Raw genomic sequence first — 16,513 nt, forward strand, 5'->3', positions numbered from 1 at the left:
ACCGCTGGCAGTTAACCACTACACAGTTTTTTATTGGTGAAAAAAGCATCCGGATAACCACTACTTCTTAAATTTTCTAACCAACTGGCGGCGGCTGCCGGTTCGGTTAATGGCCCGGCTAACAGTTTAAACATGCCATTGGCAGTTTGGACTGTTGTGGGTACAGACCACTGTTGTTGTAATTCGTTCCCCAGGCGGTTTATTTTTGCCTGATCGCTGCTGGCAATCAGCTGAATAAAACAGCCCTGAGTGGTGTTTTGCCCCATGGATTGAACAGAAGCAGGCGGAGGCAAGCTTACCGGTGCCGCGATTGGCGCTGTTGCCGGGGCTGGGCTTCTGGTTGCAGCGGGCGCCATGGTTTCGGTCATTGGCTCGTAGGGGATCATCGGCTCTTGCGCAATAGGCGTCGCGAAACTGCTCATATTTTCCATGGCTGGAGATGCCACCAACTCGACTTTGACCCGACCGGTGCCGGTTTGGTAAATGCCTAACTTGTAGGCGGCGGAATACGATAAATCAATCACCCGGCCATTGTGAAACGGGCCGCGATCATTGACCCGCACGATGGCGCTTCTGAAATTGTCGAGGTTGGTGACCCGCACATAAGAAGGCAAAGGCAAGGTTTTATGGGCGGCGGTCATTGAAAACACATCGTATTTTTCGCCGTTGGAGGTGTTATGACCATGAAATTTGTTGCCATACCAGGACGCAGTACCACTTTCGCTGTATTCGGTAATGGTGGTGGTTGGGTAATAATCCACACCATAGATATTGTAAGCTTTATTACCGCCGCGGCTTAAGGGTTCTACCACCGGCTCCGGATCCATCATTTCATCAGCAGTAGGAAAACGCAGCGGAATACTGTCTTTTTGCTGGGCGTAGCGGCCTTTATTTGGCTCAGGGTAAGCAGCTGAGCTTGATTGATCTGAAGGTTGTGGCGCGCTGGAACAAGCGGCAAGTAACACAGTGGCAGAAATCAGTAACAACGGCTGCGCCAGAGAGCGCTCTAAACAGGAAAATTTTTTCATTATTGATTCGCTAACATCCGTTTGTGAGTGCTGATCGACATCAGAATGCCAAAGCCGGCCAGCAAAGTCACCAAAGAAGTTCCGCCAAAGCTAATCAGAGGCAGCGGAACACCAACCACCGGCAGGATACCAGATACCATGCCAATATTAACAAAGACGTAGACAAAAAATGTCAGAGTAATACTGCCTGCCATAAAACGGCTGAAATTGTCCTGCGCTTGACTGGCGATGATCAGGCCACGGCTGATCACAAAAAAATACAGTGCCAGCAAGGCCATCACACCCATTAAGCCCATTTCTTCGGCGTACACGGCAAAAATAAAATCGGTGTGTCGCTCTGGTAAAAATTCCAGCTGCGACTGTGTGCCCTGCATCCAGCCTTTACCTTCAAAACCACCGGAGCCAATCGCAATCATCGATTGAATGGTCTGATAACCAGCACCTAACGGGTCTTGTTCTGGATCAAACAACGTTAACACCCGTCGTTTTTGATAGTCATACATCAAAAAGTGCCATAACACCGGTAAAAATGCGGCGATAAGTGCCACCAGTACCCCAATAATTCGCCAGCTCATACCTGAGAAGAACAGCACAAAGACGCCAGACATCGCAATCAGAATCGATGTGCCTAAATCTGGCTGTTTGGCGATCAACAACGTTGGCATCGCACAGAGCAGAAAACCGGCCAGCAGATCCCGATAGCGGGGCGGCATCGGATGTTTTGCCATATACCAAGCCACGGCCATCGGCACCGCCAGTTTCATCATTTCCGATGGCTGAAATCTGGTAAAACCAAAATCGATCCAGCGTGTCGAGCCTTTGGCGGTATAGCCAAAAAATTCCACTATCAATAAGCAGATCAAGCCGACGATATACATCGGGATTGCCCAGTAGCGATAGGTATTGGGATGGATCTGTGCCAAAAATAGCATGACGCCCAAGGCAAAAATCATCTTCAGCGCCTGGCCTTCTACTTTGACCAGATCCTGGCCGTCGGCGCTGTACAGGGTAAAAAGTGCCACCAACAGCAAAACCAAGATCCCGGATAACAGCGGAATATCGATATGCCAGCGTTGCCAGCGGGTCTGATGTTCCTGATTACTCATCGATGGGTTTTTCCTCGGTGGCCGCTGGCGGTGGTGGTGTGCTTTCGGTTGCCGTTTGTGGTGGCAAATTGTTTTCAGCTGGTGTGACGATATTGCCGGATTTTCGCAGCAATTCGGCGGCTTTACGTGCTTCTTTGGCGGCTTTTTCGCGCGCGGCTTCTTCAGCATAAGCTTGTTCACGCACCAGCATGGCGTCATACCGCTGTTGTTGGATCACGGCGATATCGGCAATGGAAGGCAGTGTTGGTGCGTTATATTGCGGCGAGAAATAATAATCGAGCATCTGCCTCGCCACCGGCGCTGCGTTGCTGCCACCACCACCGGCGTTTTCGACCACTACGGCAATGGTCACTTCGGGTTTGTCATGAGGTGCATAACCTACAAACATGGCGTTATCGCGGTGACGTGCGTTAATCGCTTTGGCGTTGTATTTCTGGCCCGCCGCGATGTTGATCACTTGCTGGGTGCCGGTTTTGCCACCAATGGTATAGGTGGCTCCCAAAAATGCGCCGCGGGCAGTACCACCTTCCTGATGGGCGGTGCGGTACATCGCTTCACGGGAAATCGCCCAGTTGTTGGGGTCAATCACGGTAATGGCCTGTTCCAGCGGCAATAGCAACGATTGATCTTGCTGCTGATTATGGAAATTGCGGGCTAGCCTTGGTGTGATCCGACCACCGCTATTGACCAAGGTGGCGGTGGTTAACGCCATTTGCAACGGAGTTGCTTGCCAGTAGCCCTGGCCAATACCGATATTGATGGTATCGCCAGGGCCCCAGTTTTGCTTGTGGCGGGCTTTTTTCCAGGCGCGGGTCGGCATATTACCTTCATTTTCTTCATGCAGATCAATACCGCTAGGCCGACCAAAACCTGCATTCGTCATAAAGTCGGCAATTTTGTCGATGCCCAGTTTGTACGCCAGATGGTAAAAGTAGGTGTCGCAACTTTTAATAATGCCGGTATAAATATCGACATAACCATGACCCCATTCTAAGTGGTCGCGCCAGCGTCTGCTGACGTTCGGCAACCGATAAAAGCCCGGATCCGGAATGCGGGTTTGTTCAGTGACGGTGCCATTTTCAAGACCGAGTACTCCAAGTAACGGCTTAATGGTGGAAGCGGGCGGGAATAGCCCTTGAGTGATCCGGTTGACCAATGGACGGTCTGGTGAATTCAGCAATAAATTGTAATTTTTACTACTGATGCCATGCACAAATAAATTCGGGTTGTAACTTGGGTTACTGTAAAACGCCAATACCGAACCGTCTCTTGGATCGAGCATCACCACCGAACCGCGGTTTTCGCCGAGCGCTTCCTGCGCTTTAAGTTGCAAGCCTAAATCCAGTGATAAATACAAGTCATCACCGGAAATCGCCGGTTGTTCGCGCAAAGTCCGGATCACCCGGCCACGGCTATTCACTTCGACTTCCTGATAACCAACGGTGCCATGTAATTGGCTTTCATAGAATTTTTCGATACCGGACTTACCGATATCGCGACTAGCGGCGTAATTGGCACTGACTTCTGCCGCTTCCAGCGCTTGATATTCTTTTTCGTTAATTTTGCCGATATAACCCAGCGCATGAGTTAACAGGTCGCCATAAGGATAATTGCGGGTTAAACGGGCTTCGAGAGTGACACCAGGAAATTGATGCAGATGCACCGCCAAAATAGCGACTTCCTGCTCGGTTAAATGCTCTTTTAACGAAATACTTTTAAAGCGGCGTTGTTTTTTGACGTCTTTGTAAAACCGTTCCTGGGTGTCGGCATCGATGCTAATCAATGCGCTTAATGCCGTCACTGTGGCCGGTAAATCTGCCACTTGCTCGGGGATCAGCTCCAGTGAATGCACCGGGCTATTTTCGGCTAACAATACGCCATTGCGGTCAAAAATCATCCCGCGATTGGGCGATAGTGGCACCAGTTTGATCCGATTGCCATCGGCGCGGGTGGAGTATTCTTCGTAGCGGACCACTTGCAGCTGGTATAAATTCAGCAGTAATACCAAAAACAGTACCAGCACCACAATCACCGAAAATACGATACGCCGGTTGAACAATATAGCTTCGGCAGCATGATCGGCAATGGCAATCCGGGTTTTGCGCATGGTCACTCGCGATGGTAAGGATGGTTGGTACTGATGCTCCAGGCGCGATACAGGCTTTCGGCCAAGACCACTCTGACTAGCGGATGAGGCATGGTCAGTGCCGATAACGACCATTTGGCTTCACTGGCAGCGATGCAGGCGGGTGCCAGACCTTCAGGTCCGCCCACCAATAAACAAACATCACGGCCATCCATTTGCCATTGTTCCAGTTTCTGCGCCAGCTGTGGACTGCTCCAGTTGCCGCCTTCCACTTCCAGCGTCACAATGCGACTGCCTTTGGGCACAGCGGCCAGCATTTTCTCGCCTTCAAGGTCTAAAATGCGTTTGATGTCGGCATTTTTGCCACGTTTCCCGGCCGGAACTTCAATCAGCTCCAGCGGCAAATCACGCGGAAAACGCCGGGCATATTCTTCATAGGCCGTACTGACCCAGGCTGGCATTTTCTGACCGACGGCAATCAACAACAACTTCATCGTGATTAGGCAGCCCAGAGTTTTTCCAGCTGATAAAAGCTGCGGCTTTCATCAAGCATCACGTGTACGACCACTTCACCGAGGTCAACCAGCACCCATTCGCCAGTTTTTTCGCCTTCAACACCGAGAATATGTAAACCGGCTTTTTTGGCTTCTACCACCAGGTATGCCGCGACTGAACGAGTGTGGCGATTGGAGGTTCCGGTACAAACGACCAGACATTCGGTTTCGGTGGATTTTCCTGACACGTTCAGCTGAACGATGTCTTTTGCTTTCATATCGTCAATCTTATCAACGACAAAGGCGATTAATTGCGAAGTTTGCACTGGTATACCCCATTGGCTGTGCGCTAAAACGCGGCATTTTAACAGCTTTTGTGCCGAAGTTATACCTGATAGAGCTGATGCTCCAGGATATAAGCCTGCACGGCCTCGATTTGGAGCCTATGGCTTTGCTGCGGATGGCTTTGGATGTTCGCCGATTGTTGCAGCGACTTGCGGATCGCAGTGGCCGACACATCCAGCATCGGGTTTGGCAGGATTAAAATTCCGCCCTGAGTGTTGCTGTGCAAATCGCTGACGGCTGCCAGCTGATGCTCTGCCAATAAAGCTTTGGTTTCGATGCTCTCAGGTTGATAACCCGGTCTTTGGCAGACCAGCAGATGACAGAGTTTTAAGATATCCCGATAGCGAAACCAGCGGTGAAACTGGGTTAAAGAATCCATGCCAATCACAAATAGCAGGGTGTCATTTGGATATTGTGCGCGCAGCAGTTCCATTGTTTCGACGGTGTATGAAGGTGAGTTTTTGGCAAGCTCGAGTAAATTCAGTGCAAGTTGCGGGTAGGGAGCGATAGCAAGCCGCACCATTTCAGCGCGATGCTCACTGCTAACACCAGGATGAGTGCGATGCGGTGGTAAATGACAGGGAATAAGTTCCAGTCGGTCCAGCTGACAATACTGCTGCACATAAAGCACGGACTGCAAATGCCCCTGATGGATGGGGTCAAAAGTACCACCATAAAAACCAAGCATCGCCATGGCTGCTGTGCCTTAAGTTGCCAGTTGTTGTTGCAAGGAAAACAATTTTGGCACCGGTTTGATAAACAGCGTCACCAAATGCCCCAGTGCAACTTCTGGGTGGGACAGCTGACCGGATTTATAACCACGGTCAAAACAAGCCAATTCCTGCACCAGATAATGCAGCCAGTTGCTGGATAACCGCAGCAACGCTTGTTGATACAGTGGCTGGCGTTTTGGCCAGATACTGAATTTTTTGTATAAATCAGTCAGCGGTAGGCCTTGTTGTTCGGCAGCTTGCAGTTGCAATAAAGTCAGCGCTTCTTTTTGCAGTTGCCAACCAATCACCACCGCTTCGGTATCTTGTTGCAGCAACCGGTCAAGCCGATGCAAGGCTTCTTCACCCAAACCCGCCAGCACCGAATCAATCAGCTGAAATACGGTGAAATGCGATTGGTCAGCCAGATATTGCTGTAAAAATGCGGCGTCCAGCCATTGACCGTAGTGGGTAAGTGCCAGTTTTTCCAGCTCTTGCCGTGCCGCGAGTAAGTTACCGGCGGCATGATGTTGCAGCAATTGCAGCGCGTCGGTTTGCAGCTTTAAACCCAGCTGTTGCGAGCGCTCTTTTAGCCAGCGCATAAACTGGCTGTCGTCGAGCGGATAAAACTGCACCTGCACGCCGATTTCAGACAAAGTTTTAAACCAGCTTTGTTTGGTAAATTCGGTAGCAGATTTCGCCGCATGCAGCACCAGAATGACATCGGCATGCAATAAAGCAGGCAATTGTTTTAGCTGCTCAAGCGCGGTTGGGGTGAGTTTGGCGGTGCCTAAATCCAGTTCCAGCAACTGTTTTTGGGCAAACAACGACATGCTGTTGAGCTCGTTAACAAAGTCAGCCCATTCAAAATTGGCTTCGACAATAAAACTTTGCCGATCATCAAAACCTTGTTTTTTCGCGGCAGCGCGAATGTCATCCAACGCTTCCATTTTTTGCAGTGGTTCTTCGCCAAACACCAGATAAACCGGCGCCAGGCTTTTTTTAAGCTGGGCGCCCAGTTGATTGCTGTAAAGCTTGAGCATGGCTTACAGCCGGCCGAGTTGGCGGATGATCCGTGCGACTGCCTGGCCACGCAGTTCTGCTAGCAACAAATCGAGTTCACGTGCTTTTGCCAGAGCGCGGTTTGGATCGTCCTGATAATCGCGGAACAACTCAATCTGGTAAGGCACCGGTTCTTGATTTGGCAGCTGGAGTTGGTAATTGACGGTGTAAATCAGTTCGTATTCCGCCACCTGACCATTCGGGAACAACGATAAAGTCCGGCGTTGCAGGCTATCGCGATCCAGTTTGATTTGCGGAATATCGACACTGCTTTGCTCCGGCAATTGCACATTGTTGCGACTGAGCTGCATGCTGAGCTCAGTCAACAACTGTGAATGCCGGTCGCCTTGCAGATGGATAGCCGGATATTTTGCTAGCGGTAACTGGCCACGCAGATGAAAGCCGCAGCTGCCGAGCAGTAAGCTGGCAAGCAGCAGCACTGGCAGTAACAGCTTCACTAAAAATACCGGCTTCGCAGTCATCTTAGCCCACCACCAGACTTAATAATTTGCCCGGTACGTAAATCACTTTACGCAGCTCAACACCTTCTAAGTACTTCTGCACGTTTTCTTCCGCGCGCGCCAGTGCCATCACTTGTTCTTCGGTCGCATCAATCGCCACCGTCACTTTGCTACGGACTTTGCCGTTGATTTGCACGACGACCAGTTTTTCATCTTCAACCAACGCTGATTGGTCAACTGACGGCCAGGCCGTTTGTTCAAGCTCTGAGCTGTGACCCAATTCGCGCCACAAGTGCTGTGATAAATGCGGGGTGATTGGGTTCAGCAACGACACCACCGCATGAATACCTTCAGACAGCACTGCCAGGTTCTGATTTGGCTCTGTTGCCGCTTTTTGCAGCTTGTTCATCAGCTCCATAATGGCGGCAACGGCGGTGTTGAAAGTATAACGACGACCGACGTCATCGGTCACTTTAGCAATGGTTTTGTGAATTTCGCGGCGCAGTGTTTTTTGATCCGCGGTTAAAGCGGCAACATCCAGTGCTGGCACATTGGTATGGGTTTTAAACTCATTGACCAAAGTCCAGACCCGACGCAGGAAGCGGTTGGCGCCTTCCACAGCAGAGTCTTGCCATTCCAGCGTTTGCTCTGGTGGCGCGGTGAACATCATAAATAACCGCACTGTGTCGGCGCCGTACAGGTCGATCACCGTTTGTGGATCGATACCGTTATTTTTCGATTTGGACATTTTGCTCATGCCCGAAGACACCACCGGCAAACCATCCGTTTTTAACAAGGCCTGAGTAATGCGGCCTTTGTCATCACGTTCAACCGTGACATCCTGCGGCGAATACCAGGTTTTGCTACCACCTTCGTTGTCGCGATAGAAGGTTTCAGCCAGCACCATGCCCTGACATAACAGGCGTTTAAACGGCTCGTCGCATTGCACTAAACCAACGTCACGCAGCAATTTGTGGAAAAAACGTGAGTACAATAAGTGCAGAATAGCGTGTTCAATGCCGCCAACGTACTGATCAACCGGTAACCAATAATTGGCTTTGGCCGGATCCAGCATGCCGGTATCGTGCTCTGGGCTGCAATAACGGGCGTAATACCAACTTGATTCCATAAAGGTATCGAAGGTATCGGTTTCGTGGAAAGCGGTTTTACCCATGTAACTGGTTTTGGCCCAGTTTGGATCTGCTTTGATTGGCGACGTTACACCGTCCATCACCACATCTTCTGGCAACCGCACTGGTAGCATGGCTTCTGGCACCGGTACTTGGGTACCATCTTCCAGTGTCAGCATTGGAATTGGTGAACCCCAATACCGTTGACGGGAAACACCCCAGTCACGCAGGCGGTAATTCACTTTGACTTGACCAATGCCTTTTTTGGCAAGTTTGTCAGCAATGGCTTTAAAACCAGCGGCAAAATCTAAACCGTCAAAATCACCTGAATTGACCAGCACACCTTTTTCGGTGAAAGCGGCAGTGGTTAAATCGCAAACGGCAGTAGAGCCTGCTGCTGGTGCGATTACTTGTTTGATTTTCATGCCGTATTTGGTGGCGAATTCGAAGTCACGTTGATCATGGCCTGGTACCGCCATCACTGCGCCTGAGCCGTAATCCATCAACACAAAGTTAGCGACCCAAATTGGCACTTGCTCACCGGTCAGTGGATGCACCGCGAAGAAACCGGTGGGTGCGCCTTTTTTCTCCATGGTGGCCATGTCGGCTTCGGCAATTTTGCCGCCTTTACATTCGTCGATAAATTTCGCTAATTTGTCATCGAGCTTAGCGGCTTTTTGCGCCAGCGGGTGTTGCGGCGCGATCGCGACATAAGTCACACCATACAAAGTATCTGGGCGGGTGGTGTAGACGCTGAAGTCGTAGCTGGAACCGGCCAGACTGAAAGTGATTTCGACACCTTCTGAGCGGCCAATCCAGTTGCGTTGCATGGTTTTGACCTGCTCTGGCCATTCGTCCAGCTGGTCTAAATCCTGTAATAACTCTTCGGCGTAATCGGTGATTTTGATAAACCACTGTGCCAGTTCGCGCTGTTCGACCAAGGCGCCTGAACGCCAGCCGCGACCGTCGATGACTTGCTCGTTGGCCAGTACACATTGATCCACTGGATCCCAGTTCACTGTGGCCATTTTTTTGTAAACCAAACCTTTTTCAAACAGCTTAGTGAAGAACCATTGTTCCCACTTGTAATATTCTGGTTTGCAGGTGGCGAGCTCGCGGTCCCAGTCGTAACCAAAACCTAAACGTTTCAGCTGGTTTTTCATGTAATCGATATTGGCGTAAGTCCATATGGCAGGCGCTGTTTTATTGGCGATGGCGGCGTTTTCAGCCGGTAAACCAAAAGCATCCCAACCCATAGGTTGCATTACGTTTTTGCCCTGCATCCGCTGGAAACGGCTGATCACATCACCAATGGTGTAATTGCGCACATGGCCCATATGTAGGCGGCCACTTGGATAAGGGAACATCGACAGGCAATAGTATTTTTCTTTGCTTGGATCTTCGACCACTTTAAAGGCATTGCTTTGTTCCCAATGCTGCTGCATCTGGGTCTCAATGGCTTTTGGATCATAAGTGTAGGTGGCGGTTTGGGCTGGGGTATGTGCTTCAGACATCGAAAATTCCAACTGTTCAATCAAAGGCGGCCGGCACCTGATAAGGTACGCGACAAAAAGTACCCTTAGCATACCGCAAGCAGGGTATCGACAACAACAGTATCGTCCAGCGAAAGACGAGCTCGAGCCTCGTTTCCTGTATTCAGCTGATGCTTCATATCGAGATGGCAACTCGAACACCTCGTGTCAATCAGAGGTGTAAATCCAAAGCTATTTTTGAGATTAACTTGTGAAAAACAGGCATAAAAAAGGAGAGGCAAGCCTCTCCTTTAGTTTAGATTATCAAACGATGTTGATTAGAACTTGTAGTTCACACCCACAGTTAAACGACGACCCAGGATGTCGTAATGTTCACCAGAGTTGTAAACATTGGGGTTACGCACTGGTTGACGATCAGCTAAGTTCAGAACACCTGCACGTACAGTTAAATTAGGTGTCACGTTATAACGGCTGGTCAAATCCCAAGTGGTATAAGACGCAATTTCGTTATAGTTATTTACTTCTGCAGTCCATGCACTGCGATCAAAAACTGAATGATGCAGATAGCTACTGCCTAAAGCTACGGCTAAATCTTCGTAGGTATAGTTTGCAGTGAAGCGACCTTTCCAACGGAATGTGCCGTATTGACCCTGGAACGAACGACTATCACCAGCACGGCCAGTGGTATTCTGTTCCCAGTTATCCGTGTAAGTAGCCATTAAACGCAAGTCTAATTTACCGTATGAACCCAGTTCAAACTTGTAGTTAGTCTCTACGTCTACACCAGCCAGTGAAGCCGATGCGGAGTTCACTGGTTTCACGAAGTAGTTGGTGATATCACGTGTTGCCGGATCACGGGTGAACAGTGCGCAATACGGGTTATCCAGGCTGTCTAACTGATAACAGTAGTTCACAACGTTCTGGGCACCATGGCTCTGGATCATGTTCGAAATATCAAATTTCCAGTAGTCAGCAGTAACACTGAAGCCATCCAGCCATTCTGGGGTATAAATAATACCGGCAGTGATGTCATAAGCTTGTTCAGACGACAAGTCTTCGTTACCAATGATGAAACCTGGCTTACTACCACCAGTGATCCAGGCATTGGTTGGTGACCAGCCTTGTGGCATACCATCAGCACGACAGTTTTTCTCAACGTTGGTTTTAAACACACCAGCACTGTCAATCCGCAATTGCTGACATGGGTCAGTCAGAGCCGTGAATGTTTGACCTGGTGGGTTATACAGTTCACCAATGTTCGGGGCACGTACTGATTTAGAACGGTTTAAACGTAATTTCAGTTCGTCAGTAATTGTGTGGTTTAAGCTGATTTTCCAGGCATTTTCACGGCCAGTGGTGCTGTAATCCATGGTACGGAATGCAGTTTCCAGGGTTAAATCTTTCACCAGGAACAACTCAGCGAACAATGGGATAGAGAATTCAGCAGAAGCTTCAGTTACTGAGAACTCACCTGACATTGGTGCCGACTGATTGTTAAACAATGCGCCTGAACGCATAGCTGGGTCTGGCAGCGAAGAAGTACGTTCTTTACGATATTCTAAGCTAAATGCCGAACCAACAATACCAGCCGGTAATTCATACACATCCCCGCTGACAGTTAAACCTGCAACATCTTGATCTAAGGTAGCATCACGCATTGCATCGGTGCGAACCCAATCCAGTGCTTCTTGTGATTCCAGACCTGAACCATAGATGTTCAGAGGCACACAACCACGGTTACGTTGCGCTACGTCTTTACAAACGATTTTGCCAGTGCCATCACGAGTGGCCTGAATCGCTGCATAGAAGTTATCTTCCAGCATTTCACCAAACCATTTCGAGTTGGCATCAACGTGGCCTTTTTGAACGTAACTTTCATAACCCCACGTTTCTGTCAGGTTACCTTCCAGACCTAAGGAAACGCGGACTAAGCTGCGGTTTTGATCGTATTTACGGTTGCCGAAATTGGCGGCTAGGTAAGTGTTTTGCAGTTGTGTAGTAACTTTGTTATCAGCGAAGAATTTACGGGTTGCATCGGTCAGCATTGGGTTTAATGGATCAATACCATTAGCACCGCTTAACACGAAAAACGCTGGAGAGCTTTCACCGAACGCTTTTGAATTTGAGTAGGTGCTTTCGAAACTGAAACGGTGGTCGTCATTGATCTGGTAGCTCCAGTTGGCACTCAGATTTAAACGTTCCAGTGGTGTACGCAGATAGGTATGCTCTAAGGTGTTATAACCATCACCCGGGTTGTCCGGTGCTGATAAATAACGGCTGTTTTGGGCAGAGTTTAAAACGAATGGGTAAGCGATGCCGCCTTTCAGATCAGCTGGACGGACTGAACCGTCAGCATTAAATACGTGAGCAACGCCACCTACGTTAAACCAGCCGGTTTTACCATAGTTGCGCAAAATTGGGTTGCCCGTCTGATCCCATACGATACGACCCGGAATGCCGTCGGTGCCGTTTTTGTTCAGCGGGTTGTCAATAGTGATTAAACCGTTACGGATAAAATCACGTTGTGCACCAGTAACCTGCGACTGTTCAACATAGGTCATGTTAGCGATAAAATCAGATTTGCCTTCACTGCTACCAAAAGTCAATGAATAGAAATCTTCTTCACCACCTTTCTGACTCGGGCGGCTGGTAGCGACATCTGCTTCAAATCCTTCGAAAGATTTTTTGGTAACGATGTTTACAACACCGGCAACTGCATCTGAACCGTAAACGGCAGAGGCGCCACCAGTTGTGATTTCAATCCGTGCGATCATTGCAGCTGGAATGTTGTTTAAATCTACTGCGCTGTTGCCAGGGTTAGAACCCACAAAACGGCGGCCATTGACGAGAACAAGAGTACGGTTCGAGCCCAAGCCGCGCAATGCGGTCTGGCTTAAGCCGTTAGCAAAAATAGAGTTGTTGGTAGTTTCTGGTGACAGACCAACAACTGCTGATGGCAATTCGCTCATCAATTCGCCGACGTTGGTGATACCTGCATCAACCATCATATCGCCACTGATTACGGTCACTGGCGTTGGAGATAATTCACCGATACGTTTGATTTTTGAGCCGGTAACTTCGATACGCTCAACTTTATTGTCTGCTGTCGTTTCTTGTGCTGAAACGGAATTCGCGAACAGGGCCGTGGTAGTAACGCCCAAAGCTAATGCTAAACGCACTGCCTGGTTCAGTTTATTGTTAGAATGCATCCTGGATTTCCTTGTGTATCTCTGTTGAAAATAGCGCTGGAAAGTCGAAAAAAAATGCTTAGAAAATGGCATTTCCGCAGGGTGTTTTCGACCATTTTCCCAGCACGACAACAAACTAACTACTTCGTTCAACAAAAACAACTGTAATGCGTTAAATTGCACAAAAAAGCTATCGAAAATGATTTTATTGCAAATTATTCGTATTTGGAGGCGGTTTGCTGCGATAAAAGTGTAATTATTTACGATTAAAAGATTCTTAAATGTGAAGTTTTGTGACATTTGAGCAGCGTTTATCGATTAGTTTCGACAGATTTGGGATACTCTGCCTGGTGACCACTATACTGTTTTATGAGTACCTTTTGTCACAAGGGGAATATTGATGCAGGATTTTCATACCCGTTATCAGCAATGGCTCAATGAGCTTGCCGCAGCCATTAGCCAGGCTAAACAGCAACAAGTGACGCAGTTATTTAATCTCAGCGAAACTCTCAAAGCTTACTGGAAAGCCGGAAACGACCTTACTGCTTACGAAACCAGCCTGTTTATCGAAACGTTCCGCAGGCAGTCTGATGAACAGACGATGCCGTCGTTGTGGCCGGAAACGCTGTGGTATGAATTAGCGCAGGTCACCGACAAAACGCAACTGGAGTGGCAAGACCTGCAAAGTGATTTTGTCCACAACGGGGTTTATCTGGCCGGTGAGGAAGTGGGGATGGGGATGTATTGTTGTTATGACTGTGGTGGATCTGTGGTTTTTTATCACCCGGCTATGCTGGGCGAATGCGCTGCCTGCGGTGCTATCCGATTTCGCCGTCAGGGTCTGCCAGTGTAATTGCCTGGCAGATCCTGCTGATTTCTCAGCATTCAAATCAGACGGCTGCATTTAGCCACTTTCGCCCTGAGTAGTTTTTGTTACTATAGGCGTCAGTTTTTTTTCCGGGAATAATTTGCATGACGCATCCGGCCGTAACCAAAGCCGCTTCTACTCATATCCAAAGCTTTGCTTTGCCCGTTGACCAGCTTGGCCCGCAACTCGATCAGCAGCTGATTACCGATGCTTTAGATGTCGCCGGTTTTAGCAGTACTTTTATTGGTCAGGACCGTGCCAAAGCCGCTTTGTCTTTTGCTATCGGTATGGACATGCCGGGCTACAACCTTTATGTGATGGGTGAGCCGGCGCTGGGGCGCTTTACTTTGGTGCAGGATATTCTGCAGTCCGCCGCCAGTGAAAAAGAAACACCGGACGACTGGTGTTATCTCAATAACTTCGATGATGAACGCATTCCACAAACGCTACGCCTGTTGCCCGGTGAAGGCCGGGTGCTGGTTAAAAAAATCGAAGCTTTAATTGATGAACTGCTCGATACCTTTCCGGCCGCTTTTGATAACCCGGGTTATCAGCGTAAGAAAAAAGCCATTCACGCCACCTTTGATGACAAATACGAAGCAGCTATTGAGCTGGTTGAGCGCAAAGCGCTGGAAAAACAAGTGGTGTTGTATGAAGAAAACGGCGCTGTCAGTTTTTCACCAGTGGTCGATGGCAAGCCGTTAGACGATGCCGAATTCGCTAATTTATCCGACGATAAACGGCAGTTTTTCTACGGCTTAGTGTCTGAACTGGAAACCATCCTCAACGAACAGTTGATTGAACTGCCACAATGGAAACGCGAACTTTCCGAAAATTTACGGACTTTAAGACGCGACACCATCGAACAGGCAATTAAACCGTTACTGAAACAACTGGAACACGATTACATTACTGAACTGGGTATTTTGCGTTATTTACGTGAAATGAAACCCGAGCTGATTAAAGCGGTACTGGAATTACTGCCAGAAGAGCTGGAAACCGACAAGCTCGAAGAAATGGATTTGCGTAGTTTGTTTATCGGCGATTTTGTGCCCAATGTGCTGGTGCATCATGAGCTGATGTCCGGCGCGCCTATTGTGTTTGAACCCAACCCAAGTTACGGCAACTTATTTGGCCGGGTGGAATACAGCTCAGAGCAAGGCGCGCTTTACACTAATTACCGGATGATCCGCGCTGGTGCTTTACATAAAGCCAATGGCGGTTATCTGATTTTGGATGCCGACCGTTTGTTGTCGCAGCCTGCGGTGTGGGATGCGCTGAAATTAGCGCTGAAAAGCGGCGATATTAATATCGATACCCTGTCCGACCATGCAGTGACCAATTCCACCATCATCACCCCAAAAGCCATTCCGCTGAATGTGAAAATTGTGCTGCTGGGTTCCCGCGATTTGTATTATCTGGTGCAGGATGGCGACGACGAATTTAATGAGTTATTCCGGGTTTTGGCTGATTTTGAACATTATTTGCCTTTTAATGCTCAGACCATGAAGTATATGTCGTTGCAGCTACAGGATCAGATCCAGGCGCTGGACGCCGGTCCGTTAACCGCTTGTGGCCTGAAACAATTGCTGCACTTTAGTTTTCGCCAGGCCGAACATCAGCGCAAATTATCGGCGCGCTTTGCCGATGTGCTGGAATTGGTGCGCGAAGCTTGTTATTACGCCAATCAAAGCGGCGATGCCGAGCTCACTGCACTGCATATTCAGCAGGCGCTGGCGGGAAAACAATACCGCACCGGTCGTATTAGTGAGTCCTTTTTAGAAGATATTCAGGAAGGCCAAATTCTGATTGATACCGACGGCGGCGCTGTGGGTAAAGTTAACGGTTTAACGGTACTGGAAATTGGCGACACGGCTTTTGGTACACCAGCGCGGATCAGTGCGACTGTTTATCCGGGCTCGAATGGGGTCATTGATATCGAGCGTGAAGTCGAACTGGGTAAAGCCATCCACTCCAAAGGTGTGATGCTGCTGACTGGTTATCTGGGTGCCAAATATGCGCAGACATTTGCGCTGACCTTATCGGCCAATATCGCGATGGAGCAGTCTTATGGCCTGATTGATGGCGATAGCGCCTCCTTGGCTGAAGTCTGTGCGCTCATTTCTGCTATCTGTAATGTGCCTATTCATCAGTCTTTGGCGGTAACGGGTTCAATCAACCAACACGGTCAGGTGCAGGCGATTGGTGGGGTGAATGAAAAAATCGAAGGTTATTTCCGTTTGTGTCAGTCGCGTGGTTTAACCGGTACTCAAGGTGTGGTGATCCCGGCCAGCAATCAGCTGAATCTGGTATTGAACGATGAAGTGGTGGCTGCGGTCGAAGCGGGTCTGTTCCATATTTATGTCGCCAAAACCGTCGATGATGCGCTGGAACTGCTGACCGGCGTGGTGGCTGGTGTAAAGAACAGCCGTGGTCAGTACCCGAAAAAAACCTTAAATGCGCTGACGATGAGTCGACTGGCAGCGATCGCCGAGCTGGTGAATGGTTCTTCCGACGATGAATAAGACGATAAATAAAGAAT

The 16,513-nt window shown here is 49.1% G+C and carries 13 protein-coding genes; 3 read left to right on the forward strand and 10 right to left on the reverse strand.

The window, feature by feature from the left end; genetic code table 11:
- Window positions 1–11 precede the first annotated feature (11 nt).
- From EOE67_RS20980 to leuS, 9 genes are read right to left on the reverse strand one after another with little or no spacing between them, the layout of a single operon-like run.
- On the reverse strand, window positions 12–1,028 hold the full coding sequence (locus EOE67_RS20980) for a septal ring lytic transglycosylase RlpA family protein (RefSeq protein ID WP_127699061.1): 1,017 nt from the start codon (window positions 1,026–1,028) through the stop codon (window positions 12–14).
- Window positions 1,028–2,134, reverse strand: a complete 1,107-nt coding sequence (gene rodA, locus EOE67_RS10625) for a rod shape-determining protein RodA (protein ID WP_127699062.1) — start codon at window positions 2,132–2,134, stop codon at window positions 1,028–1,030. The genes EOE67_RS20980 and rodA overlap by 1 nt, the downstream gene beginning before the upstream one ends.
- Window positions 2,127–4,241 carry a penicillin-binding protein 2 gene (gene mrdA, locus EOE67_RS10630; protein ID WP_206099561.1) on the reverse strand — a complete coding sequence of 705 codons (2,115 nt, stop codon included), beginning with the start codon at window positions 4,239–4,241 and terminating at the stop codon, window positions 2,127–2,129. Before mrdA ends, rodA begins: the two co-directional genes overlap by 8 nt.
- Before the next feature lie 2 nt (window positions 4,242–4,243).
- A complete protein-coding gene (rlmH, locus tag EOE67_RS10635; protein ID WP_068060092.1) occupies window positions 4,244–4,714 on the reverse strand; it encodes a 23S rRNA (pseudouridine(1915)-N(3))-methyltransferase RlmH in 471 nt (156 codons plus the stop codon).
- A gap of 5 nt (window positions 4,715–4,719) precedes the next feature.
- Entirely contained in the window at window positions 4,720–5,040 is a 321-nt protein-coding gene (gene rsfS, locus EOE67_RS10640; RefSeq protein ID WP_068060089.1) for a ribosome silencing factor, read from the reverse strand.
- 59 nt (window positions 5,041–5,099) lie between these two features.
- Window positions 5,100–5,753, reverse strand: coding sequence for a nicotinate-nucleotide adenylyltransferase (gene nadD, locus EOE67_RS10645; RefSeq protein ID WP_127699063.1), 654 nt, complete (start codon window positions 5,751–5,753; stop codon window positions 5,100–5,102).
- Between the two features lie 12 nt (window positions 5,754–5,765).
- Window positions 5,766–6,812, reverse strand: a complete 1,047-nt coding sequence (holA, locus tag EOE67_RS10650) for a DNA polymerase III subunit delta (protein WP_127699064.1) — start codon at window positions 6,810–6,812, stop codon at window positions 5,766–5,768.
- 3 nt (window positions 6,813–6,815) lie between these two features.
- On the reverse strand, window positions 6,816–7,313 hold the full coding sequence (locus EOE67_RS10655; protein ID WP_127699065.1) for an LPS-assembly lipoprotein LptE: 498 nt from the start codon (window positions 7,311–7,313) through the stop codon (window positions 6,816–6,818).
- A 1-nt stretch (window position 7,314) separates the two neighbouring features.
- Entirely contained in the window at window positions 7,315–9,936 is a 2,622-nt protein-coding gene (gene leuS, locus EOE67_RS10660) for a leucine--tRNA ligase (protein WP_127699066.1), read from the reverse strand.
- On the opposite strand from leuS, the gene EOE67_RS21080 reads away from it, so the two are divergent.
- Window positions 9,902–10,138 (forward strand): LEPR-XLL domain-containing protein, encoded by a 237-nt coding sequence (locus tag EOE67_RS21080; RefSeq protein WP_127699067.1) that lies wholly within the window; start codon window positions 9,902–9,904, stop codon window positions 10,136–10,138. The two genes, leuS and EOE67_RS21080, sit on opposite strands and share 35 nt — an antisense overlap.
- Before the next feature lie 94 nt (window positions 10,139–10,232).
- On the opposite strand, the gene EOE67_RS10670 is transcribed toward EOE67_RS21080, so the two are convergent.
- On the reverse strand, window positions 10,233–13,403 hold the full coding sequence (locus EOE67_RS10670; RefSeq protein WP_206099562.1) for a TonB-dependent receptor domain-containing protein: 3,171 nt from the start codon (window positions 13,401–13,403) through the stop codon (window positions 10,233–10,235).
- Window positions 13,404–13,503: 100 nt separating this feature from the next.
- Between EOE67_RS10670 and EOE67_RS10675 the strand changes: the two genes are divergently transcribed.
- Both EOE67_RS10675 and EOE67_RS10680 read left to right on the forward strand, forming a co-directional pair.
- Window positions 13,504–13,956 carry a zinc ribbon-containing protein gene (locus tag EOE67_RS10675; RefSeq protein ID WP_127699068.1) on the forward strand — a complete coding sequence of 151 codons (453 nt, stop codon included), beginning with the start codon at window positions 13,504–13,506 and terminating at the stop codon, window positions 13,954–13,956.
- A 119-nt stretch (window positions 13,957–14,075) separates the two neighbouring features.
- A complete protein-coding gene (locus EOE67_RS10680; protein WP_127699069.1) occupies window positions 14,076–16,496 on the forward strand; it encodes a Lon protease family protein in 2,421 nt (806 codons plus the stop codon).
- Window positions 16,497–16,513 lie beyond the last annotated feature (17 nt).

It is taken from the genome of Rheinheimera riviphila (assembly GCF_004005945.1).
GTDB classification, from domain to species: Bacteria; Pseudomonadota; Gammaproteobacteria; order Enterobacterales; family Alteromonadaceae; genus Pararheinheimera; species Pararheinheimera riviphila.